Raw genomic sequence first — 21,099 nt, forward strand, 5'->3', positions numbered from 1 at the left:
AAAACTGATGCTGAAAATTGAAAACCTCCACGCCAATGTCGGCGATACCGAAATCCTCAAGGGCCTGACGCTAGAAGTCGGCGCGGGTGAAGTGCACGCGATCATGGGGCCCAACGGCGCCGGTAAATCGACGCTGTCGTATATCCTGGGCGGCCGTCCCGGGTATGAAGTGACCGCAGGTTCGGTCAGCTTCAACGGTGTCGATCTGCTGGACTTGGAACCACACGAACGCGCGGCGGCGGGCCTGTTTCTGGGTTTCCAGTATCCGGTCGAAATCCCCGGCGTTTCCAATGTTCAGTTCCTGCGCGAGGCGCTCAACGCGCAGCGCGCCGCGCGCGGTGAAGAGCCGTTGTCGGGTGGTGAGTTCCTGAAGCTGGCAAAAGAAAAAGCCGCGCTGCTCAAGCTCGATATGGAAATGCTCAAGCGGCAGGTGAATGTCGGCTTTTCTGGCGGCGAGAAGAAACGCGCCGAGATGGTCCAGATGGGCATTCTCGACCCGAAATTCGCGGTCCTCGACGAAACCGATAGCGGTCTCGATATCGATGCGCTGCGCACGGTTGGCGACGGGATCAATGCCATCATGCGCGCGCCCGACAAGGCTGTTCTCTTGATCACGCATTACCAGCGCCTGCTCGACTATGTGAAACCGGACAAGGTGCACGTTCTTGCCAATGGCCGCATCGTTAAAACTGGCGGCCCGGAACTGGCGCTGCAGCTTGAACACGAAGGTTACGAAGCGGTGGCGGCCTGATGGCGGAAGCAGCAACTCTCCCCACGACGCGCGACGAGGATTGGCGCTATTCGGATGGCGAGTATCTCCGCCATGCGGATGCGGCAGCGATCAATCACTGGCGCACGATCGACGTGCCCGCCGGCGAAACACGCAGCGAATACCAGATCCACAATTCCGGCGATGCCGCGCCAGGAATGGTCGACCGTTTGCGGGTGCACGTTGGTGAAGGCGGACGCTTCGAGGCGTTCCACATGATCGCGGGCGGGAAATTCCAGCGCGTCGAAGTGGAAGTGACGCTCGGCGAAGGCGCGCATTTTGAATTCGGCGGCGTAACCATAGGTGGCGGCGACAAAGTGCAGGAATTCGTCACCCGGACAATCCACGCACACCCCAACGCCACGTCCAATCAGGTGGTGCGTGCGGTGCAGTGGGGCCGGGCAACGGGTAATTTTCTGGGCCGGATCGAGGTTGCGCGTGATGCGCAGAAAACCGACGCGGCGCAGAATTTCCGTGCGATCCTGCTCGAAAAAGGGGCCTCGGCCAACACCAAGCCCGAACTCGAAATTTTTGCGGACGATGTTCTGTGCGCACACGGTGCAGCCATCGGCCAGCTCGATGAACAGGCCAGCTATTACATGGCGGCCCGGGGCATCCCGCCGCAAATTGCCCGCAAGCTGCTGATCCAGGCCTTTATCGGCGATGCATTCGAGAATATCGCCGATGACGATATTCGCCAGAAAATGCTCGACGATACGCTTGCAGAACTGGATGGAGATGCAGTGTGAGCGACGCGCAAACACTGACCCGCAAAGCTGATTTTCCCGGCATGATGACCGCGAACGGGAAGCCTTGGCATTATCTGGATACAGCGGCCACCGCGCAGAAACCGCAGGCGGTGATCGACGCGATGAGCAATGCGCTGGGCCGCGATTATGCGACGGTGCACCGCGGCGTGTACTCGCGCTCTGCCGAAATGACGCTGGCTTACGAAGCAGCCCGCCGCCGCACAGCAGGTTTCATCGGTGCGAGAAGCGAAAACGAAATCGTGTTCGTTCGCGGCGCAACCGAAGGCATCAATCTGGTCGCGCAAAGCTGGGGCGGGCAAAATCTTTCAGCCGGCGACCGCATCATGCTCAGCCAGCTGGAACATCATTCCAACATCGTGCCGTGGCAGATGGTCGCGCAGCGCACCGGCGCTGAAATCGATGTTTGCCCGCTGACCGAGGATGGTCTGATCGATCTGGATGCGATGGAGCAGATGCTTACACCGCAGCACAAGATCGTGGCCATCGCCCATGTCTCGAACGTGCTGGGTTCGATTCTGGCCGCGAAGCGCGCTGCTAGCCTGGCCCATGCGGTTGGGGCAAAGCTGCTGCTCGATGGCTGCCAGGCAGCGCCCCGAATGCGGCTGAATATGCAGGAATTGGGCTGCGATTTTTACGTTCTGTCGGCGCATAAGCTTTACGGACCCACGGGTATCGGCGTGCTGTGGGCGCGCGAGGAAATCCTCGACGCGATGCCCCCGTGGCAAGGCGGCGGCGCGATGATCGACCGCGTCACGTTTGAAAAGACAACCTATGCCCCCCCGCCGCAGCGGTTCGAGGCGGGAACCCCGATGATCACCGAGGCGGTCGCTTTGCACGCCGCGATCGATTACGTCGATGCACTGGGCATGGAAGACCTGTTCGCGCATGAAAGCGCGCTGGCGGCAAAGCTGCGGGCGGAACTGCGATCGATCAATTCGATCCGCCTGTTCGGCCCCGAAAAAACCGCCGGTATCGTCTCGTTCGAGATGGAGGGGGTTCACCCGCACGATCTCGGCACCATATTGGATGAAGAGAATGTCGCAATCCGCGCCGGCCATCACTGCGCGCAGCCGCTGATGGACCATCTGGGTGTTCCGGCCACAGCGCGGGCGAGTTTCGGATTGTATAGTGACGAAAGCGATATCGACGCACTGCTGCGCGGTATCGAGAGAACCAAGAGGATCTTCGGATAATGAACGAAGAGCGCAAGATAGAAGTCGAAGAAGTCGAAGCCGTGTCGGCTCCGCGCCGTGCGCGCGTGGAAGATGCGGTGCCTTCCGCCGATGCCGCCGATGAAAGCATGGGCGAAAAGCTGGAACGCAAGCGCGACTATCTCGAAGGCTTCCTGCAGAAAAAGCCGGAAAAAGTTGCGGCGGGCGAACCGGGCGGAGAGCTGCACGATGCGGTGATCGCGGCGCTGAAAGAAATCTATGACCCGGAAATTCCGGTGAACATTTACGATCTCGGCCTGATTTACGGCGTGGAAGTGGATGATGAATGCGACGTGGTCGTCAACATGACGCTGACCACCCCGAATTGTCCGGTTGCCGAATCCATGCCGGGCGAAGTGGAATTGCGCGCAGCATCGGTGCCCGGCGTGCGCGATGCAGAGGTCAATCTCGTGTGGGATCCGCCTTGGGACCCGCAGAAAATGAGTGACGAGGCGCGGCTCGAACTGGGGATGCTATGATGGCCGATACGAAAACTCGCCAAATTCCGGCAGCCGTGACCCTGACCAAAGGGGCAGAGGCACGGATCGCCGACCTGATGTCCAAAGCGCCCGCTGATGCTATCGGCGTCAAGCTTTCAACCCCGCGGCGCGGCTGTTCGGGACTTGCCTATTCTGTCGACTACGTGACCGAGGAGGCGAAATTCGATGAGAAGATCGAAACCCCTGGCGGCACATTCTACATTGATGGGGCCAGTGTGTTATATCTGGTCGGGTCCGTGATGGACTGGGTGGAAGACGACTTCACAGCTGGATTCACGTTCGAAAACCCGAATGTCAAGGGTGCCTGCGGCTGCGGCGAAAGCTTTATGGTCTGATCGGCCGAAAAGGCCCCCCAGGCGGGATCAGGCCTCGGCAGTGATCCGTGCCAGAAGCGCTCTTTCGAGATCGTCAACTTCGCCGTCGGCATCGATCATTTTTTCAAGCCATGAATTCTCGTTGTCGGTAACCAGATTGCCGGCAGCTTGCGCTTCGGCATAACGGGTTCCCGCAGCATTCTTGCCGAACACCTTCCCGAAATGGTTTCGTACCTGCGGGAGTTCACGTGCCATGGCGCCCATGAAGCGGCCTACGCTTGCCCTGTTGTCTGCGACGAACGCTTCAAGTTCCTTCATCCGCGCATGGTCAAGCTGGGCGTTTGATAGGTGGAACCCCTTGAGGTAATTTGCGACGCTGTCGATAAACAGCGCATCCCAAGCCGGATCGTTCGCTTCGGCCAACGTCTCGTCTTTGAGGCGGAACAGCATTTCTGCATCATGGCGGCTGACCGCCGCTGGCCCGTGCCCGCCGCTGGCGAAGACGATCCGGCGAATGATACTGCATTCGGCCGCCGAAATGTGCGTATCCGAGAGTTCGCCACCACAGCGAGTTGGCCCGGTACCGGTCAGGACAGCTTTCTCGACCTGAGCCAGCGCATAATGCTTGAGCCTGTCGGGTACATTTCCGGCACGCTCCATCACGTGAACCAGCAATTCCAGTTCCGCCATGGATTCCAGCCGCCCGTCCTGATCCAGCGCGCCGATCAGCCATTCGGCTTCGGCTTCATCGACATAGCCGCGCGGCTCGGTGCCATTGAGGACGAACTCGGCCAGCGCTTCGACGAAAAAGTCGGTCCATTCCGCGTTCGGATTTTCCATGACCTGATTGATCGCGAAAATTGCTTCTGCTTCGCCGCGGTGAATCTTCCCGTCGCCCCAGCCGAGCCGGCGCAGCGCGAGCAGTTCTTCCGGTGACACATGACCATCGGCGGATACATTTTTGGCCAGATCGGCGAATTGGACACTCATTGTTTTCGAAACCTCTGTTTTCGGTTCCGAATTGCCTGCCAGAATACCCTTAAATTCGCGTTAGCGAGCCAGTCTCAGCGCTTGAGGGCGGCGGCGCAGGCTGACCTGTCTACATCCAGCCCATCGCTTGCGCGCCTTGCATCGACATAGGTCGCGGTCGGCTCTGCACCGGGGCTGAGCGGATAGAGATAGACGTCGAGCACGCAAGCCTCGCCGCCGAATTGCAGCTTACGCACGTCGCCTTCTATGACGTTTAGGCGCGCTGGTCCGAACTGCCGCTCCAACCCCGCAGAGTTTGCACCGATCACGCTTTCCAAACCCCGGTTATTCATGACGCGGGGTGCGCGGAAGCTGCCGGTTGATGGGGCCGGTGCAACCTGCGGCGGCGGCGCACTGCGCACACCTGGCCGATTGGCTGAATTGCTGGAGCCCGAGGTTGCGGGCGGAATCGCGGTCGCGGCGCACGCCCCCAGCAGCGGGATGATAGCGATGGTGAGACAGGCACGGAAACTACGCGGCATTGTTGGCTCCTGGGGGCAGGGATGCGAGGCGGCTGTGAACTAGGTGGGCTGCACTTGCAGCGCCGATCACTGGCCCGAGAAAATTGACAAAGGGTATGGCCAGGATTGCTGTTACGATCCCTCCAAGCGCAAATCTTTCCATTTTGCCGAGCGGCGGTTTGTCAGATGGCGCATGGCGGTGACGCAGCCACACCATATCCTGCAATTCGCGGCCCAGCAGCCAGCCATTCGCGGCCCAGAACACGATCGCAGGCCCGATAGCGGTGAAGAACAGCGGTATCGCCACCACCAAAGACGCCAAATTGACTGCAATGGCACGGCCGATAGACCGGAGGCTGTTGCGCAGCTCCTCGCTCCACGCAAGGGTCCTTGCGCGGCCCACGTGCTCCGGGAAATGCTTTTGCTCCACCGCCAGCACGATCTCGTCGGCGAAAAACTGGAGAATTGCGAGTGCCACGATGCGGAACAGGATCCAGCCGCCGACCGCGGTCAGGACCACCGCCAGCAGCGCGCCCAGTTCCGGCCCGAAGCTGAGCTTTGCGGCGGCAAGAGATTGAGCGATGGCATACCACAAACCGGCACCGGCCAGCATGAATACGGCCAGGGTCAGCAACACGGTCTTGAGCAAGACCCGAAGAATCTTCGGATCGCCCAATTGTGAAATAGCTTTTGAAATGGCGCTTGGCACACTGGTCATCACCGCGCACTTGCCCGCATGGATGTGCGCTCGTCAATCGCACAAATCACCGGAAGGCCTTGGCGCGCCCTGTGTGAGCGGCTAGGCGCGCCAGCAACCAACCAAACTCTGTTCTGACTCAGGAAAATCATGCCCAATATCGACAATTCGCCCCGCTATGACGTGATCGCAATCGGCAACGCTGTGGTCGACGTGATTTCACCGTGCCAGGAAGAGCTGATTGAGGAGCTGTCCATGAACCGCGGCGGAATGACGCTGGTGGATGAACAGCGTTCGAGCGAACTTTACGACGCGATGGGACCAGCAACGGAAACATCGGGCGGTTCGGCTGCCAACACGCTGGCCGGGCTGGCCACGCTGGGGCTCCAGTGCGCCTTTATCGGCCAGGTTGCAGACGACCAGCTGGGCGACGTTTTCAAACATGACATTCGCGCAACCGGGATCGATTTCGATACTCCGGTACGCACCGGCGAACCATCGACCGGAAGGGTGCTGATTTTCGTCACGCCCGATGGCGAGCGGACGATGAACACATTTCTTGGCGCTGGGCAGTATCTGCCGGCAGCGGCGCTCGACGAAGAACTGATCGCCGATGCGGCAGTGCTGTATCTGGAAGGGTATCTGTGGGATCCGGAAGAGCCGCGCCGGGCCATGCGCCGCGCGATTCAGGTTGCCCGCGACGCTGGCCGCAAGATTGCCTTCACTGCATCGGAAAGCTTCGTGATTGATCGCCACGGCGACGATTTTCGCGATATGATTGAGGGTGGCGTGATCGACATCCTGTTCGTCAACGAGGCAGAACTTGCCACTCTGACCGGCGAAGACGACTTCGAAGCAGGGCTGGCAATGGTTGCCCCAAAGGTTCCGGTGCTGGTCGCGACACGCAGTGAAAAAGGTGCCGTGGCAATCGCCAATGGCGAACGTGCGGAAGTCGCTGCTGAGCCGATCAATAAGGTCGTAGATACGACCGGTGCCGGCGATCAGTTCGCAGCCGGTTTCCTGTCAGGCCATGTAAAAGGCGCTTCGCTGGCCGATTGTCTTCTGCGCGGAGCAGTGTGCGCAGCAGAGGTAATCTCGCACTACGGACCGCGTCCTATCGTTGATACGAAGGAACTGGTTGCAAAGCGGCTGGGATAATCAGGCTGGCGGGCGCCAGTTGGAATTGTCCAGCTGGGTCCGGATATGTTCGAAAACGGGGCCATAGATTGGCCGCGCGAACTGCACCCCGACGGTATCGCGCTCTATCCAGCGGACGGTCGCATCGAAGGGCCCAAGCGCGCCGATCCTGATGGTCAGCGCAGCATTCATCCGCAGCACAGTGCGGCGGTCGTGGAAGCGGCACCCGCTTTCCGACAGGTCGAGCATCGTGACCTCGCGCTTCAGGCCGCTTCCTGCGCGGTAGTGCCCGAGGATGGTCACGTCGTGTCGGTTGGATGAGCGATCTTGCATGCAGGCCCGATACATCACGGCGATTGCACAAATGCTAAATAGTCATCGTTAATTTGGTAATATATTGCTGCTTGCGGCTTGTTACCGTTCGCGCTCGACTTCTCTCCAGCCGATATCACGGCGGCAGAAGCCGGACGGGAAGTCGATCGCATCGACCGCTTTATAGGCCGCTGCCTGAGCCTCTGTGACGTTCTTGCCGGTGGCTGTGACGTTCAGCACCCGGCCGCCGCTGGCGACAATCGTGCCATCTTCCATTCGCCTGGTTCCGGCATGGAATACCTTGGCCCCACCTTCTTCCGCGCCATCAAGATCGATGGTGCCGCCCTTCTCGGGCGTATCCGGATAACCCTTGGCCGCCATCACTACGGTTAGGGCCACATCGTCGCTCATCTTAACCGGGTCGCATGCGGCAAGCTTGCTGTCGGCGCAGGCGAGCATCAATTCGCCAAGGTCGCTTTGCAGCCGTGTCATCAGCACCTGGCATTCGGGGTCGCCGAACCGGCAATTATATTCGATCAGCTTCGGCCCTTGATCGGTCAGCATCAGCCCTGCGAACAGGATACCTGAATAGGCCATGCCTTCATCGGCCAGCTTTTTGACCGTGGGGGCGATGATTTTTTCCAGAACTTCGCCGCGCAGCATCGGGGTCAGGACCGGGGCCGGGCTGTATGCGCCCATGCCGCCGGTATTGGGACCGGTGTCGCCTTCGCCAACCCGTTTATGGTCTTGCGCGCAGCCGAACGACAGAATGGTCGCGCCATCGGTCAGGGCAAAGAAGCTGGCTTCCTCGCCGCGCATGAATTCTTCGATCACCACTTCCGCGCCTGCTTCGCCGAACCGGCCGCTGAACATGTCAGTCAGCGCCTCTGTCGCCTCGGCCCGCGTCTCTGCAATGACCACGCCCTTGCCTGCGGCAAGGCCATCGGCCTTGAGCACATAGGGCGCATCGAACTTGTCCAGCGCGGCGGTCGCTTCGGCAAGCGACATTGTGCGGATATAGCCGGCGGTTGGGATTCCGGCCCGTTCGCACAGATCCTTGGTAAAGCCCTTGCTCCCTTCCAGCTGGGCGGCAGCCTTGCTCGGCCCGAATACGGAAATGCCGACCGCTCGCAAGCTGTCGCCAAGGCCGTCGACCAGCGGTGCTTCCGGTCCGATCACGACCAGTCCGATCTGTTTTTCCCCGCAGAATTCCAGAACCGAGGCATGATTGCCGGCATCAAGGTCGATACACATCGCATGATCGGCGATTCCCGGGTTGCCCGGTGCGGCGTAGAATGTATCGTCGTCCCGCTGTAACAGGCTGGATTGCGCCAGCTTCCATGCCAGCGCATGTTCGCGCCCGCCCGACCCCAGCAACAGGATATTCATGCCCGCTTCTTCCTTCGACAATGATGCATCTGGCGGTTTGGTAGCGCGGAGCGCGGAAGGCGACAACGCTGCGCCTCTATCGATCACCGAGATTTCGACCATGCTCAAGCGGGTTGTCGAAGATCGTTTCGGTTTCGTTCGCCTGCGCGGCGAGCTTTCAGGGGTTAAACGCGCTGCGTCAGGCCATCTTTACTGCGCGCTCAAGGATGAAAAAGCTGTCATCGACGGGGTGATGTGGCGCGGCAATGCCGGACGTCTGGGATTTCTGCCCGAGGACGGCATCGAAGTCGTCGCGACGGGTAAGCTGACCACATATGCCGGACGTTCGAAATACCAGATCGTCATCGACAGCATGGAAATTGCGGGCGAGGGCGCTCTGCTGGCGCTGCTGGAGAAAACGCGCCTCAGACTGGAAAAGGAAGGCCTGTTCGCGGGTGAACGGAAACGCGCCCTGCCGTTTCTGCCGCGCACGATCGCAGTTGTCACATCGCCGACCGGAGCGGTGATCCGTGATATCCTGCACCGTCTGGCAGACCGGTTTCCAAGTCATGTCCTGGTGTGGCCAGTATTGGTACAGGGCCAGGGATCGGCTGATCAGGTCGCCGCTGCGATCCGCGGTTTCTCCGACCTTCCGCAGCATATGCCGAGGCCCGATATCCTGATCGTCGCGCGCGGAGGCGGTTCGATAGAGGATCTGTGGGGCTTCAACGAGGAAGTCGTGGTCCGCGCGATTGCCGATTGCCCGATACCGGTAATCTCGGCGGTGGGGCACGAAACCGACACGACTCTGGCTGACTTTGCCGCCGACCGGCGTGCACCAACCCCGACTGCGGCGGCGGAAATGGCGGTTCCTGTGCGGGCGGAGCTTTCTGCCACGATTGAAGATCTCGCTTACCGCAAAAAGCGCGCGATTGGGCGCCCGGTGACGCTGGGCCGGGAGCGGCTGGATGTGCGGTTGCAGCGGCTGCCCAAACCGGAAGCATTGCTGCAGCCCCAGGTCCAGAAGCTTGATGATCTGACCGATCGCCTTCGCCGCGGCCTGAAGGATCACGCAGCGAAAGGCCGCGAACGGCTCGGTGCGCTGCGTATGCCAGTGTCTGTTCTGCAGCGCGGGCTTCGCGAAGCGGAAAGCAAACTCGCGGCCAGCCGTCTGACACAGGCGGTTATCGGGCAGCGCGCCGCACGCGATGCGGAACGGTTCGCCGCGCTTGAACGGCTCTACCAATCGCTCGATCCCAAGGCACCGCTTCAACGTGGATTCGTGCTGGTTAAGGATGCAGATGGCAATCTGGTCCGAACGCGCAAGGGTGCTGCAGACCTGCCGGGTTTCGGCATCGAATTCGTCGATGGTGTGCTGGATGTCGTTCCGGCTGCCGCGTCTTCAGCTTCTGTAAAACCGCGCAAGCGTAAGACAGCGGGCGATGAAACAAAAAACCGGCAAGATGATTTGTTCGGTTAGACGGTAATTGATAAGGCGCGACCATGTTGATGGATTCAGACACTGAGCCAGCCAAGCTGGCATTCGGACCCAATGGTTTCCGCGTGAAATCGCCGGGCAATCATGTGCTGTGCGCAGTCACGGGCGAGGCGATCTCGCTCGATGAACTGCGTTACTGGAGCGTGGATTTGCAGGAGGCATACGCCAGCGCCGAAATCGCCACCAAACGCCTGACCGAAACGGCATGAGCATGCGCCCCGGCCTGCGTCTGGCCAGTCTGACGGGTGTTTTGCTTTTGGCCGGATGTAACGGCGCCACTGTCGATGCGGGCGCAGCGGATGCGGGGCAGGCGGAAATAATCCAACCTATTGCGAGCGAGGCTGCTCGCCCTTCGGCGGCACCTTCACCGGCCCCAATGCCCGAACCGGAGCCAGTTGGCCCGTCGACTTTCCTGTATGATGGCGAACTGACGCAGGGCGGCTGGATCCGCGGACAGGCACCGGGCGGAACCGTGACCGCCACTCTGGGCAGTCAGCCGCTGACACTGGATAATGAAGGTCGCTTCTTTGCCGCATTCGACCGCGATGCAGGCCCCACCGCAACTCTGGTGGCGAAGCTGGCAAATGGCCGCACGATCGAAAGCCCCTTCGCGGTCTCACCCCGCAGCTGGAATATCGAACGCGTCAATGTTGCCCGCCGTGCTGGCGGTGCCAGCGAATCGTTCATGGCACGCCGCAGGCCCGAACTTGCGCAGATCAATGCCGCGCGCAAAGTCGGCGCGGATACTCCCGGATGGAGCCAGGATTTCATCTGGCCAGTCACAGGACGCATTTCAGGACGCTTCGGATCCCAGCGGGTCTATCGCGGCGAACCGGGTAGCTATCATTCGGGCATTGACATCACGACTGGCCAGAGCGGCACACCCTTTGTGGCCCCTGCGGACGGCGTGGTGACTCTGGCGACGCAGCAGCCTTTCTCGCTGGAGGGATATCTGCTGATCATCGATCACGGGCAGGGTTTGAACAGCGCATTCCTGCACAGTTCGAAGATTGCCGTGTCCGAAGGCGATGTAGTGAAACAGGGCCAGTATATCGGCAATATCGGGTCCAGCGGACGCGCCACCGGGCCGCATCTGCACTGGGGATTGAAGTGGCGCGATGCGAGGCTCGACCCGCTGCTGTTTACCGGGCCGATGCGCTGATCCAGATTGGCAGCTGAACCCATGCGTCGCTGGTTCCTGATTGCTTGCGTTGTGCTGGCATTGGCACCCGGCACATGGGTCCGGTCCCCTCCGCGCACAGACACGCGTTCGCAAGTCGTTACGGCCAACCCGCTCGAACTCGGCGCACGGCGATTCGGGCAATTGCAGCTTGCCGGGGCGTGGGAACTGACCAGCCCGAACAGCAATTTCGGCAGCTATTCCGCGCTTTTGGCGCTGGATGATGGGCGGCTGATGGCTGGAAGCGATACCGGCAAATTGCTCATAATGCCTGCGCCTGGCCAATCCGCTGCGAGGCACGATAGTGAACCTGGCACCGTGCGGATCGAGAATTTCGCGGGCAAGACCGCTTCCAAAAAGAAGCTGGTCGACATCGAATCTCTCACCCGCGATTCTACCACCGGACGTATCTGGGTGGGGTATGAAGGGATCAATTCGCTGGAACGGCTGGACGCCGACCTGACCGGCTCGAAGCTGATACGGCCCGCAGAGATGCGGCGCTGGCCGTCCAATTCCGGACCAGAGGCGATGGTGCGTCTGCGCGATGGTAGGTTTATTGTCTTGTCAGAGGGCAGGGCTGCCTGGTGGAGCGGCGATTTCCCCGCATTGCTCTATGGTTCCGACCCTGTCGAAGGGGCTGTGCCGGAGAAATTCGCATTCGCCGCGCCTGAGGGTTTCCGGCCGGTCGATATGGCCCAGCTACCCGATGGCCGCGTGCTGGTGCTGGTTCGCAAGTTGAATATCGGCTTGCCGCCCAGCTTCGATGTCAGCGTGATGCTGGCTGATCCGGCGGAAATCCGGGACGCGATTGCGCAAAGAAAACCGTGGAGCGGAGAGGTTCTGGGCACGATCTCGGGCTCTGATGTTCAGGACAATTACGAAGGTCTGGCAATCGTCCCCCGCGCTGATAGCCAGCGCAATGATAAGGGCGTGACCCTGTGGCTGATTTCGGATGACAACCGCAGCGGGTTTCAGCGCACGCTTCTGCTCGAACTTCACTGGGATCCGGCGTAGCGAGCCTGCCTGCGCCGCGGACAACAGAAAAGGCGCGCGAGAATCCCGCGCGCCCTTCTAAATCGTCAAACCGAACACCCCCCCTTGCGGAAGGTGTCAGCAATCAGGCAGCTTCAGCTTCCTTGACGGCTTTCTTCAGTTCGCGCTTTACCTTCTGCGCGTTCTTCGAAAGCTTTTCGTCCTTGGTTTTGAGCAGCCAGTTGTCGAGACCGCCATTGTGCTCGACAGAGCGCAGGCCGTGGGTCGATACGCGGAACTTGAAACCACGATCGAGCTTTTCGCTCAGCAGCGTTACGTTCTGCAGGTTGGGCAGGAAGACACGCTTGGTCTTGTTGTTGGCGTGGCTAACGTTGTTGCCGGTCAGGCGGCCCTTGCCGGTCAGTTCGCAAATGCGCGACATGATGTCTCTCGTTCGAATTTGGGGCCGCCAGCGAATGCCGAAGGCCAGTTAAATCTGTGGGAATATCCCGGAAAGGCGCGCGCTTAACTGCCCCTAGCCGAATCGTCAAGCATTTCACGGCCTGTATTGCAGCCCGCCCCGGCCCCGGCTAGCGCGGCAGGCATGACCCGCTGGCCGCTCCCCGAACCGATGCGACACGCGCTGGACCTCGCCAGACGCGCCGCGGATTCGGGCGAGGTCCCGATCGGCGCGGTGATCGTGAAGGATGGAGAGGTCATTGCCGGCGGCCATAACAGCCCCCGCGAGGACCATGATCCCACCGCCCACGCAGAAATTGCCGCGATTCGCGAAGCTGCGCGGATATTGGGCGGCGAGCGGCTGGAAGGGTGCGAGCTGTGGGTCACGCTGGAACCGTGCGCGATGTGCGCCGGCGCGATTGCCCATGCCCGGATTGCCAGGCTCTATTATGCTGCCCCCGATCCGAAAGGTGGCGCGGTGGAGCACGGGGCGAAGGTGTTCGAACACGAACAATGCCTCCACAAGCCTGAAATCTATTCGGGAATGGGAGAGGTGGAGGCGGCAGAACTGCTGCGCAGCTTTTTTAGAGAGCGGCGCTAAAGCCCGCGCCAGATTTTCAGCTTTGCCCGGTCGTTTGGTCCGTATTGCCGGGCGTTGCAGCGCCGAGGCATGAAATCCTTGCCGTAACAAAGCCGTAATTCGCGAAGCCAGCCGCGCGTATTGGCGCTGACCCCCACCGCTTCACGCGGCCAGTCGGGATTGATCCTGACAAAGGCATCGCGCAGCATCCCGGCTGTCAGCTCATCGTTGCGCGACAGCCGGTCGGCGTCCGGCCATGTGATGCTGTTCCATAAAATGCGGGTGACCTTGAAATAGGTTTCGGGCCGCCGCGTCATGCAGCTGCCGTGTTTTGTCCATTGGCTGGCAATCAGCGCGGTAGAGGGCATCATGCACATGTTTCGGCGCGCCTCGACCGGGGAAACCTTGCGCTGTGTGGAGCAATATTGCGGCCATGTGCCGCGCCCGTCGGGCCACAGGCCATGCGCGACAAAGCCGAAGCGGCCGCTGCGCCCGGAACATTGCGTACGGTGGCGTGATTGCATCTCACGTCCCTTGCAGAATTCGGGCGACCAGCTGACGGCAAGGGTATATCCGGTGACGGGCAATGGCCGCGGCCTGCCCGCAGGCGCAATTTCGGGCACGCTGACCGATCCGGGGATGCGGCATTGATAGGCCTGCGCGCTGGCGGCACTGGGGATTGAAAGCAAGAGGGCGAGGAGCGCGAGCGGGTTACTCAAATATCGCAGCATTCGTGCGTCCCTTATTGCTGAACCAGTCATTCGCCTTTGGCGTAAACAGCAGAGCTGCCGCAATGAAGGCAAGGGCCATCGATGTGGACTGGAGTGCGAACATGCTGCTGGAATATCCCAACATCGCAAACAATCCAGGAAGATTGATGAGTCTGCCGAATGCGAGCAGCGCGATCATCCACCGGGCGAACCTTGCGGCGAAAAACCATACTAATGCAATCGGGATGAGCGCAATCGACAGCCGCGCAGACACCACGACGATTGTAAGATCCCGTGACCAGACGATTTCCGGGATGGTCTGCGTCAGAAGCGCCTGATGGCCGGAAATATTGGCCATCGAATACCCGAACGAAATCACTGCCGCTGTAAAAAACGCGCCCGCGAACAGGCGAATGGCAATTGGCCTCGGGCCAGCGGCTCTCACAGCGGCGTGAAATCCAGCCCGATATCGGCTGCGGGCGCACTTTGCGTCAGGCGGCCGACTGACACGTAATCTACACCGGTCGCCGCCTTGGCTTTGATCGTTTGCAGATTGATCCCGCCGCTCGCCTCTGTCGGTACGCGTCCGGCAACCATCGCCACCGCTTCGCGCAGCGTGTCCGGCTCCATATTGTCGAGCAACAAACGGGTTGCGCCCGCTTCAAGCGCGGGCTCGATCTGGTCCAGCCGGTCGACCTCGCAAATGATGGTCGCAACGCCTGCCTCGCGGGCGCGGCGCACTGCCTCGCCAACATCACCGGCAACCAGCACGTGATTGTCCTTGATCATCGCCGCATCCCACAATCCCATGCGGTGATTATTCCCGCCGCCCATGCGCACGGCGTATTTTTCCAGATGCCGCAGGCCGGGAATGGTCTTGCGCGTATCCAGCAGGGTGCAATCCGGATTGTCCATCGTGTCGACATATTCGCGCACCATGGTCGCGATGCCGGACAGATGCTGCACGGTGTTGAGCGCGCTGCGTTCCGCGGTCAGCATGGCGCGGGCATTTCCCGACAGGCGCATCAGGTCCGAACCGGCGGGTACCAACTGGCCTTCTGCGACCAGAATTTCGATCTCCATGTCAGGATCGAGCGCGCGAAAGAACGCCTCCGCAATCGGCAACCCTGCAACGCTGATCGGATCGCGGCTGTCCATCACGCCGGAAAAGCGGGCATCGGCTGGAATGACGCTTTCCGAAGTTACGTCATGCCCGCCGCCCGGCAGGCCATTGCCCAGATCTTCCGCGAGCGTTTCGCGCACAAATGCGTCGAGGTCGAACCCCTCCAGCGACCACTGCGTCAAATCCCTGTCTCCTTAATGTACGAAACGCGCGACGACATCGCGGTAGCTGCGCGAAACCTTAACTTCCGCCCCGGAATCGAGCACGAGGAAGCATTCGCCGTTGGTGTGCGGTTTCACCTGCCGGACCTGGTCGAGATTGACGATGGTCGAGCGGTGCACCCGCTGGAACTTGCGCGGATCAAGGCGCCGCTCCAGATCTTTCATCGTCTCGCGCAGGATCAGCGAATTGTCGCCGGTGTAGATGCACATATAGTCACCCGCTGCCTCGATATGTTCGATCGATTCAACTTCGACGCGGAAGATTTGCCCGCGGTCTTTCACATTGATCAGTTTTTCGAACCGTTCGCTGCTTTCGCCGTCGCCTTCGGTGAATTCCTCGGCTGCGTCAGGTGCCACTTCTGCCAGCACGTTCATCAGCTTTTCCGCCTCTTCGGAAGATTTTTTCTCCGCCAGGCGCACGCGGATGCGTTCGATGGTGTCGGCCAGCTTGTCCTCGTCGACCGGTTTCATCAGGTAATTGACGGCATTGGCCTCGAACGCGCGGATTGCATGTTCCTGGAACGCGGTGACGAACACGATCAGTGGCGGTTCGATTTCCATCACGCCCTTGACCACGCTGAAGCCGTCGAATCCCGGCATCTGGATGTCGAGAAAGACGACGTCGGGTTTCTGGGTCTTGATCTTGCGGATGGCTTCGCGGCCATTGGCGCAGGTGTCGATCACCTCGACATCTTCGAACGCATCGAGGCGCAGCTGGAGGCCCTGAATGGCCAGTTTTTCGTCATCGACGATTATCGCGCGGATAGTCATGTTTGGGTTCCGATCTGTCGCGAAGTCAGCGCCGGTGCGGGCATTGCGGACTTGGGGGGTGCGACCTGGGGGTTGGTGCCGGACACAGCCCGGGGGGCGGCCTGCTCGGCGTCATCTTCTGCTTTCGTAAAGGGCAATTCGATTATCACGGTGAAGCCACCTGTCGGCGGCGTACGAATCTCGAACAGGTGATCATCGCCGTAAGCCTGTGCCAAACGGTCGCGAATATTTGCCAATCCGACGCCCGTTGAAACCGCACGACCCTCTCCTGTCAAAGCATCAGGGAGAATGTGGTGGCCGCCGTCGCTGGGCAAGCCCGGGCCGGTGTCCGAAACGGTGACGCGCAGCCTTTGTCCGACGAGTTGCGCCTCAAGGCTGATCTTCGCCCCTTCTTCCTGCGGCGAGACAGCGTATTTGATGGCATTTTCGACAAGCGGCTGCAGCAGCATAGCCGGCAGGCAGGCAAGGGCCGCATCCGGCTCGATGTTGAATTCGGTGCGCAGCCTTTCCTCAAACCGCATTCTTTCAATGCCGAGATAGAGTTTAAGCGTCTCGATTTCCTGTTCCAGCGTCACCGTTCCGCTGGCCTCGATCATCAGCGTGTGGCGCAGAAACGATGACAGCCGGGTCAGCATGGCGTTGGCTGGTGCGGTCTGTTTCAGCAGCACCAGCGTGCTGATCGAATTGAGCGTGTTGAACAGGAAATGCGGGTTCAGCTGATATCGCAGCATGGCCAGCTGGGCACTGGTCGCCTGCGCTTCCAGCCGTTCCAGCCGGTCGGCCTGTTCTTCCACCTGAAGGAAGAAATTGATCGCGTAATAGAGCGCCGACCACCCGCCAAGCAGGGTCAGCGGCCAGATCAGGAACCCGATGAACAGCGAAACGAAATTGCCGTCGAAACTGGCCCGCGTCAGGCTGATTACCCATGCGATGATGAAGGTGAACAGCCATACGGCAAAAGTCAGCACGACTGCGGTGCTGGCCCATGTGACGAGCGGTTTCTGCGTCATCAGACGCTGGTAGATTACCGACAGGACCAGGCTGATGGAAAAGCCTGTAATCGCCTCGATCGCGACAATTACGAGGAAGCTTGCATCCTGTCCGCCGACCAGGCCGGTGATCGCACGCAACAGGAATGCGCCGCCCCAGCCCGCGAATTGCAGGTTCCAGAACGCGCGGTTCTTGTTCTTGAAAAACGGTGTGGGTTGAAAGGGCAAGACAGCCATTCCCCCTCCTTAGCCGAAAAAGACAGAAAAGGTCACACCAGTTTTGCATCTGCGGTTTTGTATCGGCGCTGCGCACCCGCGCTGACTGGGAAGGTTTTACACATGGATCGGCTTGAGGTATTACTGAGCGCCAAGGAGAGGACTCACCAATGGATATCAAGACGGGCCAGATGCACGCAGTGGCGGAACACGCCAAATTTCGTGAGATGAAAGAGGGAACAGAGGCTGACTGGAAGATCATCCAGAAGCATTACCTCGAATTTGCTGCCGACCTGCCTGACCGGGTTCTGACCCACCTCAAGCTGCTCGAAGGCGATTTTGGCGGGTTCCCCGTGTGCCGGCTCCAGCATTCTCTGCAAACCGCGACCCGCGCGCACCGCGATGGGCGCGGCGAACGCTACGTGGTCATGGCGCTGTTGCACGATATCGGCGACACACTCGGTTCCTACAACCACCCCGATGTGGCCGCTGCCATCATCAAGCCGTTCGTGACCGAGGAAGAGCACTGGATCTGCCAGCACCACGGCGCGTTCCAGGGATATTACTTCTTCCACTTCCTGGGCATGGATCAGAATACACGCGACCAGTTTCGTGACAGCCCGTACTTCGATGCGTGCGCGGAATTCTGCGAGAAATACGACCAGGCTGCATTCGACCCGGATTACGACAGCGAGCCGCTGGAATTTTTCGAACCGATGGTGAAGCGCGTTTTTGCCCGCCCGCTGTCGTCGATGTACGTCTCGGACGATTAATCCAGGGCGATAATCCGCGCGAAATCCGCTTTCCAGTCAGCTGCACCGCGGCGGCTTTGCGACGCCAGTACGCGGGGGATTTCTGCCGCGACTGCTTCTGCCCGTTCGTCCCATCCTGAATGGGTGCGTTTGCGGAACAGGCCGCCGCCGTTTTTCGGCCCCCAGCGTTCGAGAAAGCGCACTGCTGCTGCAGGGTCGTATCCTGCATTGGCGAGTAGCCAAGGCATCAGCCGGTCGGCCTCGTCCTCCGTTTTGCGCACGTTGCGTCTGCCGCGCCCGTTGGTATCCAGCCAGCCAGCATGGCCGAGCAGATTATGCGCCAGTTCATGGGCCAGCGCGGCGGCGAATTCGTCTTCTGCATAGCCGAGGCCCACGAAGTCGCGCCCCACTGCGATCCGCGTGCCATTGGTGCTGACACTGGACCGGCCCGAAATCAGTTCAAACCGCGAAGCGCATGCGCGTTTGCCGGTGATTGTCGCCGGACCGGGTCTGCCTGCGATCGATAATTCAACCGTGCCATCCTCCGCCAGCGAAGCGGCGATCATCGCCATTATATCGAGTTGGCGTTGCCACAAGCGGTCTTCGTCCAGAGGAAGCGCCGCCAATTCCATGCCATCGATTGCAGTCAGTTCTTCAGGCGCATCGATACCGGCAAGCGCTGCCGGGCTGCGCGGAACAACCGCATGGATGAAAATATCGCCGCCAATACCGGTTTCGGCGCGCACTCTTGCCGGATCGCCATAACCGGCTGCATCCTGGATCAGCAGCCCTGTAGCGGGCTTTGTCTGGTCACAAAATGCGGCATTGCTGGTTACCAGCTTCCAGCCAATCGATTGCAGATAACTGTCTTGCTGCTGCAGGTAGCTGAAATCCTTGGAGAAATTATCCTGCGCTGTAAGGGGGGCTGAAAAACATGCGGCCGCAATGAATAATATTGCTGCCCGCCCGCGCATGATCAGGAATCCCGGGCGGCGTCGATTGCTTCCTGCAGCCGTTCTTCGCCCACCGCGCCTTCGATGATTTCGCTGCCAACGATCCAGCTAGGCGTCCCGGTGAAACCGAGATTGCGCGCCATGGTCATGTTTTGCGCCAGTTCGAAATCCGCTTCCTGAGAGGATACGAATTGCTGCGCCAGCGCCAGATCGATACCGGCGATTGCTGCCGCGCTCATGATATTATCTTCATTGGGCGGGCCGTTGTCGAACATCGCTTCGTGAAATTCGCGGAACTTGCCCTGTTTGGCGGCGGCCAGCGCCATCTTGGCCGCAGCATCGCTGCCTTGAAAAATGGGCCATTCGCGAATGACGACTTTTAGATCAGGATTGGCGGCGGTCAGTGCCTCCACGTTCTCGCGGCTCATCCGGCAGAACGTGCATCCATAGTCGGTGAATTCAACCAGCGTGACCGTGCCGTTGGGATTGCCAAGGATCGCGCCCGGAAACGGCTTTGTGACTTCACCGGCGACGTTGGCCAGTCGCTCGTTCGCTTGCTGTTTTTCCCAGTTTGCCACCAATTCAGGCAGGATTTTCGGGTTTTCGAGCAGGTAGTCCCGCGTCTGGCTGTGACCCAGGCCGGAAATCGACCACAAGGCCGCCCCTCCAAAGCCGAAAATCAGCGACACGAGGGCGACGAGCGCAATGCTGCGGGTGGACAGGTTCTGCATCTTTAGATGGCTAGCGGCGCTCTTGCTGACGTTCAAGCTCGGCGCGGGCTTGCAAGGCGATATCCTGCGCCCTGATCCAGTCGGGCGAGCCAGTGGGCAGGCCAGCTTCCGCGAACTGTGCGCTGCGGATAGCGAGGGCATACTGGCGGCTCATCACTTGCTGTTCCGCGCTAGCGAGCCGTGCCCGGGGCATGTCGCCGCGTGCGGCATAGACCACGCCCAGCTGGTACCAGGCAAACGGGTTCAACCGGTCGCGCCCCACCGCTGCGCGCAGCACCTGCTCCGCTTCCTCGAAATGGGTTTTGTCTTCGGTTGCGATCAATGCATGGCCGAACATGGATGCGATCAGCGGTTCGCTGCGGGTCAGCACCGTCGCCTTGCGCAGCGGTTCCAGCGCCTCCACCGGCCGGCCCGATTCTAGCAGGACCTGGCCCTTCAGTTCGAGAAAATACGGATCTTGCGGATCGAGCTGGAGCAAGCCTTCCGTTTCGGAGAGAGCTTTATCGACCAGCGCGCTCTTGTGATAGGCATAGGCGCGCGCATAGCGGGCGGGAATATCCTGCCGTGTTTCCGGATAATATTGCAGCGTCTTCTTGGGTTCGGCCTGAAATCCGTAAAGCTTGGCTTTTACCCGTTCGAAACGGCGCTGAATGTCCGTGTCGTCTGGAGCATCCCATGCCGGATCGATGACATAGGTTTCGCGCAGGGTGGAAATACGGTCACCTGAAAGCGGATGCGTGCGCGAGAATGTCGCGTCGTCATTCTGCTTGATGCCGTATCGAAATTCCAGGTTCTGCAGCTTCTTGAAGAATTCCAGCGAGCCGCGCCCGGAAATTCCGGCCTTGGACAGATACTCTGCCCCGGCAGCATCGGCGGACGATTCCTGAACCCGCGAAAACGCCAGGAATTTGCCCATCGCGGCCTGCTGTCCAGCGGCCATGATGCCCATTCCGGCCTCGCCTGCCCCCGCAGCAATTGCTGCGGCGGCGATTAGCAGTGACAGGATCGAGATATTAGAGGCAGAGCTCATGCCCTCGCTGATGCGATTGACGTGCCCGCCAGTAATATGGCCAAGCTCATGCGCGATTACGCCCTGAACCTCATTTGCCGTGTCCGCGGCGTTGATCAGCCCGCTGTGAATGTAGACCGTCTGCCCGCCAGCTACGAAAGCGTTGATCGATCCGTCATTGATCAGCACCACTTCGACATTGCCCGGCTCCAGCCCGGCAGCCTCGATCAGGGGATCGGCCATATCCTGCAGCAGCGCCTCAGTCTCTGCGTCGCGCAGGATCGACTGGGCTGCAACAGGCTGCGCAGCCATGGTCAGCGCCGCAAGAGCGGCCAGCAGGCGGGACAAGATGCGCATCGCCCGGATT

General features: G+C 60.3%; 26 protein-coding genes. 12 read left to right on the forward strand and 14 right to left on the reverse strand.

The features are described 5' to 3' along the window. Nucleotides 1–7: 7 nt before the first annotated feature. The 5 genes from sufC to PO778_RS11575 are packed head-to-tail and all read left to right on the forward strand — an operon-like array spanning nucleotide 8 to nucleotide 3,585. On the forward strand, nucleotides 8–751 hold the full coding sequence (sufC, locus tag PO778_RS11555) for a Fe-S cluster assembly ATPase SufC (protein WP_271439731.1): 744 nt from the start codon (nucleotides 8–10) through the stop codon (nucleotides 749–751). Continuing rightward, entirely contained in the window at nucleotides 751–1,518 is a 768-nt protein-coding gene (locus PO778_RS11560; RefSeq protein WP_160731088.1) for a SufD family Fe-S cluster assembly protein, read from the forward strand. The genes sufC and PO778_RS11560 overlap by 1 nt, the downstream gene beginning before the upstream one ends. A 41-nt stretch (nucleotides 1,519–1,559) precedes the next feature. Then, nucleotides 1,560–2,732 (forward strand): cysteine desulfurase, encoded by a 1,173-nt coding sequence (locus PO778_RS11565; protein ID WP_271440035.1) that lies wholly within the window; start codon nucleotides 1,560–1,562, stop codon nucleotides 2,730–2,732. Continuing rightward, a complete protein-coding gene (locus PO778_RS11570) occupies nucleotides 2,732–3,229 on the forward strand; it encodes an SUF system Fe-S cluster assembly protein (RefSeq protein WP_271439732.1) in 498 nt (165 codons plus the stop codon). Before PO778_RS11565 ends, PO778_RS11570 begins: the two co-directional genes overlap by 1 nt. After that, nucleotides 3,226–3,585: a HesB/IscA family protein gene (locus tag PO778_RS11575; protein WP_271439733.1), complete on the forward strand. Its 360-nt coding sequence runs from the start codon at nucleotides 3,226–3,228 to the stop codon at nucleotides 3,583–3,585. The genes PO778_RS11570 and PO778_RS11575 overlap by 4 nt, the downstream gene beginning before the upstream one ends. Nucleotides 3,586–3,612: 27 nt before the next feature. On the opposite strand, the gene PO778_RS11580 is transcribed toward PO778_RS11575, so the two are convergent. The 3 genes from PO778_RS11580 to PO778_RS11590 form a co-directional block, all read right to left on the reverse strand. Beyond that, on the reverse strand, nucleotides 3,613–4,554 hold the full coding sequence (locus PO778_RS11580) for a hypothetical protein (protein WP_271439734.1): 942 nt from the start codon (nucleotides 4,552–4,554) through the stop codon (nucleotides 3,613–3,615). 74 nt (nucleotides 4,555–4,628) lie between these two features. Next, the gene (locus tag PO778_RS11585; RefSeq protein WP_271439735.1) at nucleotides 4,629–5,075 is read right to left on the reverse strand and encodes a hypothetical protein; all 447 of its coding nucleotides are present in this window, start codon (nucleotides 5,073–5,075) and stop codon (nucleotides 4,629–4,631) included. After that, nucleotides 5,065–5,772 (reverse strand): EI24 domain-containing protein, encoded by a 708-nt coding sequence (locus PO778_RS11590; protein WP_271439736.1) that lies wholly within the window; start codon nucleotides 5,770–5,772, stop codon nucleotides 5,065–5,067. The genes PO778_RS11585 and PO778_RS11590 overlap by 11 nt, the downstream gene beginning before the upstream one ends. A gap of 129 nt (nucleotides 5,773–5,901) precedes the next feature. Here PO778_RS11590 and PO778_RS11595 point away from each other — a divergent pair, with 129 nt between their 5' ends. After that, entirely contained in the window at nucleotides 5,902–6,909 is a 1,008-nt protein-coding gene (locus PO778_RS11595; RefSeq protein WP_160731081.1) for an adenosine kinase, read from the forward strand. On the opposite strand, the gene PO778_RS11600 is transcribed toward PO778_RS11595, so the two are convergent. Together PO778_RS11600 and purD are read right to left on the reverse strand one after the other, a co-directional pair. Further along, entirely contained in the window at nucleotides 6,910–7,221 is a 312-nt protein-coding gene (locus PO778_RS11600) for a PilZ domain-containing protein (RefSeq protein ID WP_160731080.1), read from the reverse strand. Between the two features lie 81 nt (nucleotides 7,222–7,302). Beyond that, nucleotides 7,303–8,589: a phosphoribosylamine--glycine ligase gene (gene purD, locus PO778_RS11605; RefSeq protein WP_271439737.1), complete on the reverse strand. Its 1,287-nt coding sequence runs from the start codon at nucleotides 8,587–8,589 to the stop codon at nucleotides 7,303–7,305. Between purD and xseA the strand changes: the two genes are divergently transcribed. The 4 genes from xseA to PO778_RS11625 are packed head-to-tail and all read left to right on the forward strand — an operon-like array spanning nucleotide 8,588 to nucleotide 12,260. Next, nucleotides 8,588–10,048 carry an exodeoxyribonuclease VII large subunit gene (xseA, locus tag PO778_RS11610; RefSeq protein WP_271439738.1) on the forward strand — a complete coding sequence of 487 codons (1,461 nt, stop codon included), beginning with the start codon at nucleotides 8,588–8,590 and terminating at the stop codon, nucleotides 10,046–10,048. The two genes, purD and xseA, sit on opposite strands and share 2 nt — an antisense overlap. 23 nt (nucleotides 10,049–10,071) lie before the next feature. Then, nucleotides 10,072–10,275, forward strand: coding sequence for a DUF2093 domain-containing protein (locus tag PO778_RS11615; protein WP_160731077.1), 204 nt, complete (start codon nucleotides 10,072–10,074; stop codon nucleotides 10,273–10,275). Beyond that, the gene (locus tag PO778_RS11620; RefSeq protein WP_438944399.1) at nucleotides 10,272–11,228 is read left to right on the forward strand and encodes a M23 family metallopeptidase; all 957 of its coding nucleotides are present in this window, start codon (nucleotides 10,272–10,274) and stop codon (nucleotides 11,226–11,228) included. Before PO778_RS11615 ends, PO778_RS11620 begins: the two co-directional genes overlap by 4 nt. A gap of 21 nt (nucleotides 11,229–11,249) precedes the next feature. Beyond that, entirely contained in the window at nucleotides 11,250–12,260 is a 1,011-nt protein-coding gene (locus PO778_RS11625) for an esterase-like activity of phytase family protein (protein ID WP_271439739.1), read from the forward strand. A gap of 103 nt (nucleotides 12,261–12,363) precedes the next feature. On the opposite strand, the gene rpmB is transcribed toward PO778_RS11625, so the two are convergent. Beyond that, nucleotides 12,364–12,660 (reverse strand): 50S ribosomal protein L28, encoded by a 297-nt coding sequence (gene rpmB / locus PO778_RS11630; protein ID WP_160731075.1) that lies wholly within the window; start codon nucleotides 12,658–12,660, stop codon nucleotides 12,364–12,366. 162 nt (nucleotides 12,661–12,822) lie between these two features. Between rpmB and PO778_RS11635 the strand changes: the two genes are divergently transcribed. After that, nucleotides 12,823–13,278 (forward strand): nucleoside deaminase, encoded by a 456-nt coding sequence (locus PO778_RS11635; RefSeq protein ID WP_271439740.1) that lies wholly within the window; start codon nucleotides 12,823–12,825, stop codon nucleotides 13,276–13,278. Here the strand turns inward: PO778_RS11635 and PO778_RS11640 are convergent. The 5 genes from PO778_RS11640 to PO778_RS11660 form a co-directional block, all read right to left on the reverse strand. Further along, the gene (locus PO778_RS11640) at nucleotides 13,275–13,988 is read right to left on the reverse strand and encodes a ribonuclease T2 family protein (protein ID WP_271439741.1); all 714 of its coding nucleotides are present in this window, start codon (nucleotides 13,986–13,988) and stop codon (nucleotides 13,275–13,277) included. The two genes, PO778_RS11635 and PO778_RS11640, sit on opposite strands and share 4 nt — an antisense overlap. Then, a complete protein-coding gene (locus tag PO778_RS11645) occupies nucleotides 13,969–14,325 on the reverse strand; it encodes a hypothetical protein (RefSeq protein ID WP_271439742.1) in 357 nt (118 codons plus the stop codon). Before PO778_RS11645 ends, PO778_RS11640 begins: the two co-directional genes overlap by 20 nt. An 83-nt stretch (nucleotides 14,326–14,408) precedes the next feature. Continuing rightward, a complete protein-coding gene (gene nadC / locus PO778_RS11650) occupies nucleotides 14,409–15,272 on the reverse strand; it encodes a carboxylating nicotinate-nucleotide diphosphorylase (protein ID WP_271439743.1) in 864 nt (287 codons plus the stop codon). Nucleotides 15,273–15,284: 12 nt separating this feature from the next. Then, the gene (locus tag PO778_RS11655; RefSeq protein ID WP_160731070.1) at nucleotides 15,285–16,082 is read right to left on the reverse strand and encodes a LytR/AlgR family response regulator transcription factor; all 798 of its coding nucleotides are present in this window, start codon (nucleotides 16,080–16,082) and stop codon (nucleotides 15,285–15,287) included. Beyond that, a complete protein-coding gene (locus tag PO778_RS11660) occupies nucleotides 16,079–17,308 on the reverse strand; it encodes a sensor histidine kinase (RefSeq protein ID WP_271439744.1) in 1,230 nt (409 codons plus the stop codon). The genes PO778_RS11655 and PO778_RS11660 overlap by 4 nt, the downstream gene beginning before the upstream one ends. A gap of 149 nt (nucleotides 17,309–17,457) precedes the next feature. On the opposite strand from PO778_RS11660, the gene PO778_RS11665 reads away from it, so the two are divergent. Further along, nucleotides 17,458–18,060: an HD domain-containing protein gene (locus PO778_RS11665; RefSeq protein WP_235903727.1), complete on the forward strand. Its 603-nt coding sequence runs from the start codon at nucleotides 17,458–17,460 to the stop codon at nucleotides 18,058–18,060. Here the strand turns inward: PO778_RS11665 and PO778_RS11670 are convergent. The 3 genes from PO778_RS11670 to PO778_RS11680 are packed head-to-tail and all read right to left on the reverse strand — an operon-like array spanning nucleotide 18,057 to nucleotide 21,089. Further along, entirely contained in the window at nucleotides 18,057–19,013 is a 957-nt protein-coding gene (locus tag PO778_RS11670; protein WP_271439745.1) for a hypothetical protein, read from the reverse strand. The two genes, PO778_RS11665 and PO778_RS11670, sit on opposite strands and share 4 nt — an antisense overlap. A gap of 2 nt (nucleotides 19,014–19,015) precedes the next feature. Continuing rightward, nucleotides 19,016–19,723: a DsbA family protein gene (locus tag PO778_RS11675; RefSeq protein ID WP_271439746.1), complete on the reverse strand. Its 708-nt coding sequence runs from the start codon at nucleotides 19,721–19,723 to the stop codon at nucleotides 19,016–19,018. 10 nt (nucleotides 19,724–19,733) lie between these two features. Further along, complete coding sequence (locus PO778_RS11680; protein WP_271439747.1) at nucleotides 19,734–21,089, reverse strand: M48 family metalloprotease; 1,356 nt, start codon at nucleotides 21,087–21,089, stop codon at nucleotides 19,734–19,736. Nucleotides 21,090–21,099 lie beyond the last annotated feature (10 nt).

This window comes from Pontixanthobacter luteolus (genome assembly GCF_947494915.1).
Lineage (GTDB): Bacteria > Pseudomonadota > Alphaproteobacteria > Sphingomonadales > Sphingomonadaceae > Pontixanthobacter > Pontixanthobacter luteolus.

Coding starts and splice junctions, on each gene's coding strand:
- PO778_RS11570 (WP_271439732.1), top strand. CDS start 2,732: ATGAACGAAGAGCGCAAGATAGAAGTCGAAGAAGTCGAAGCCGTGTCG.
- PO778_RS11640 (WP_271439741.1), bottom strand. CDS start 13,988: ATGCTGCGATATTTGAGTAACCCGCTCGCGCTCCTCGCCCTCTTGCTT.
- PO778_RS11660 (WP_271439744.1), bottom strand. CDS start 17,308: ATGGCTGTCTTGCCCTTTCAACCCACACCGTTTTTCAAGAACAAGAAC.
- xseA (WP_271439738.1), top strand. CDS start 8,588: ATGCCCGCTTCTTCCTTCGACAATGATGCATCTGGCGGTTTGGTAGCG.
- PO778_RS11575 (WP_271439733.1), top strand. CDS start 3,226: ATGATGGCCGATACGAAAACTCGCCAAATTCCGGCAGCCGTGACCCTG.
- PO778_RS11635 (WP_271439740.1), top strand. CDS start 12,823: ATGACCCGCTGGCCGCTCCCCGAACCGATGCGACACGCGCTGGACCTC.
- PO778_RS11655 (WP_160731070.1), bottom strand. CDS start 16,082: ATGACTATCCGCGCGATAATCGTCGATGACGAAAAACTGGCCATTCAG.
- PO778_RS11595 (WP_160731081.1), top strand. CDS start 5,902: ATGCCCAATATCGACAATTCGCCCCGCTATGACGTGATCGCAATCGGC.
- PO778_RS11670 (WP_271439745.1), bottom strand. CDS start 19,013: ATGCGCGGGCGGGCAGCAATATTATTCATTGCGGCCGCATGTTTTTCA.
- PO778_RS11625 (WP_271439739.1), top strand. CDS start 11,250: ATGCGTCGCTGGTTCCTGATTGCTTGCGTTGTGCTGGCATTGGCACCC.
- PO778_RS11560 (WP_160731088.1), top strand. CDS start 751: ATGGCGGAAGCAGCAACTCTCCCCACGACGCGCGACGAGGATTGGCGC.
- PO778_RS11590 (WP_271439736.1), bottom strand. CDS start 5,772: ATGACCAGTGTGCCAAGCGCCATTTCAAAAGCTATTTCACAATTGGGC.
- PO778_RS11615 (WP_160731077.1), top strand. CDS start 10,072: ATGTTGATGGATTCAGACACTGAGCCAGCCAAGCTGGCATTCGGACCC.
- PO778_RS11600 (WP_160731080.1), bottom strand. CDS start 7,221: ATGCAAGATCGCTCATCCAACCGACACGACGTGACCATCCTCGGGCAC.
- PO778_RS11580 (WP_271439734.1), bottom strand. CDS start 4,554: ATGAGTGTCCAATTCGCCGATCTGGCCAAAAATGTATCCGCCGATGGT.
- PO778_RS11620 (WP_438944399.1), top strand. CDS start 10,272: ATGAGCATGCGCCCCGGCCTGCGTCTGGCCAGTCTGACGGGTGTTTTG.
- PO778_RS11645 (WP_271439742.1), bottom strand. CDS start 14,325: ATGGCCAATATTTCCGGCCATCAGGCGCTTCTGACGCAGACCATCCCG.
- PO778_RS11675 (WP_271439746.1), bottom strand. CDS start 19,723: ATGCAGAACCTGTCCACCCGCAGCATTGCGCTCGTCGCCCTCGTGTCG.
- PO778_RS11565 (WP_271440035.1), top strand. CDS start 1,560: ATGATGACCGCGAACGGGAAGCCTTGGCATTATCTGGATACAGCGGCC.
- PO778_RS11665 (WP_235903727.1), top strand. CDS start 17,458: ATGGATATCAAGACGGGCCAGATGCACGCAGTGGCGGAACACGCCAAA.
- purD (WP_271439737.1), bottom strand. CDS start 8,589: ATGAATATCCTGTTGCTGGGGTCGGGCGGGCGCGAACATGCGCTGGCA.
- PO778_RS11680 (WP_271439747.1), bottom strand. CDS start 21,089: ATGCGCATCTTGTCCCGCCTGCTGGCCGCTCTTGCGGCGCTGACCATG.
- rpmB (WP_160731075.1), bottom strand. CDS start 12,660: ATGTCGCGCATTTGCGAACTGACCGGCAAGGGCCGCCTGACCGGCAAC.
- PO778_RS11585 (WP_271439735.1), bottom strand. CDS start 5,075: ATGCCGCGTAGTTTCCGTGCCTGTCTCACCATCGCTATCATCCCGCTG.
- sufC (WP_271439731.1), top strand. CDS start 8: ATGCTGAAAATTGAAAACCTCCACGCCAATGTCGGCGATACCGAAATC.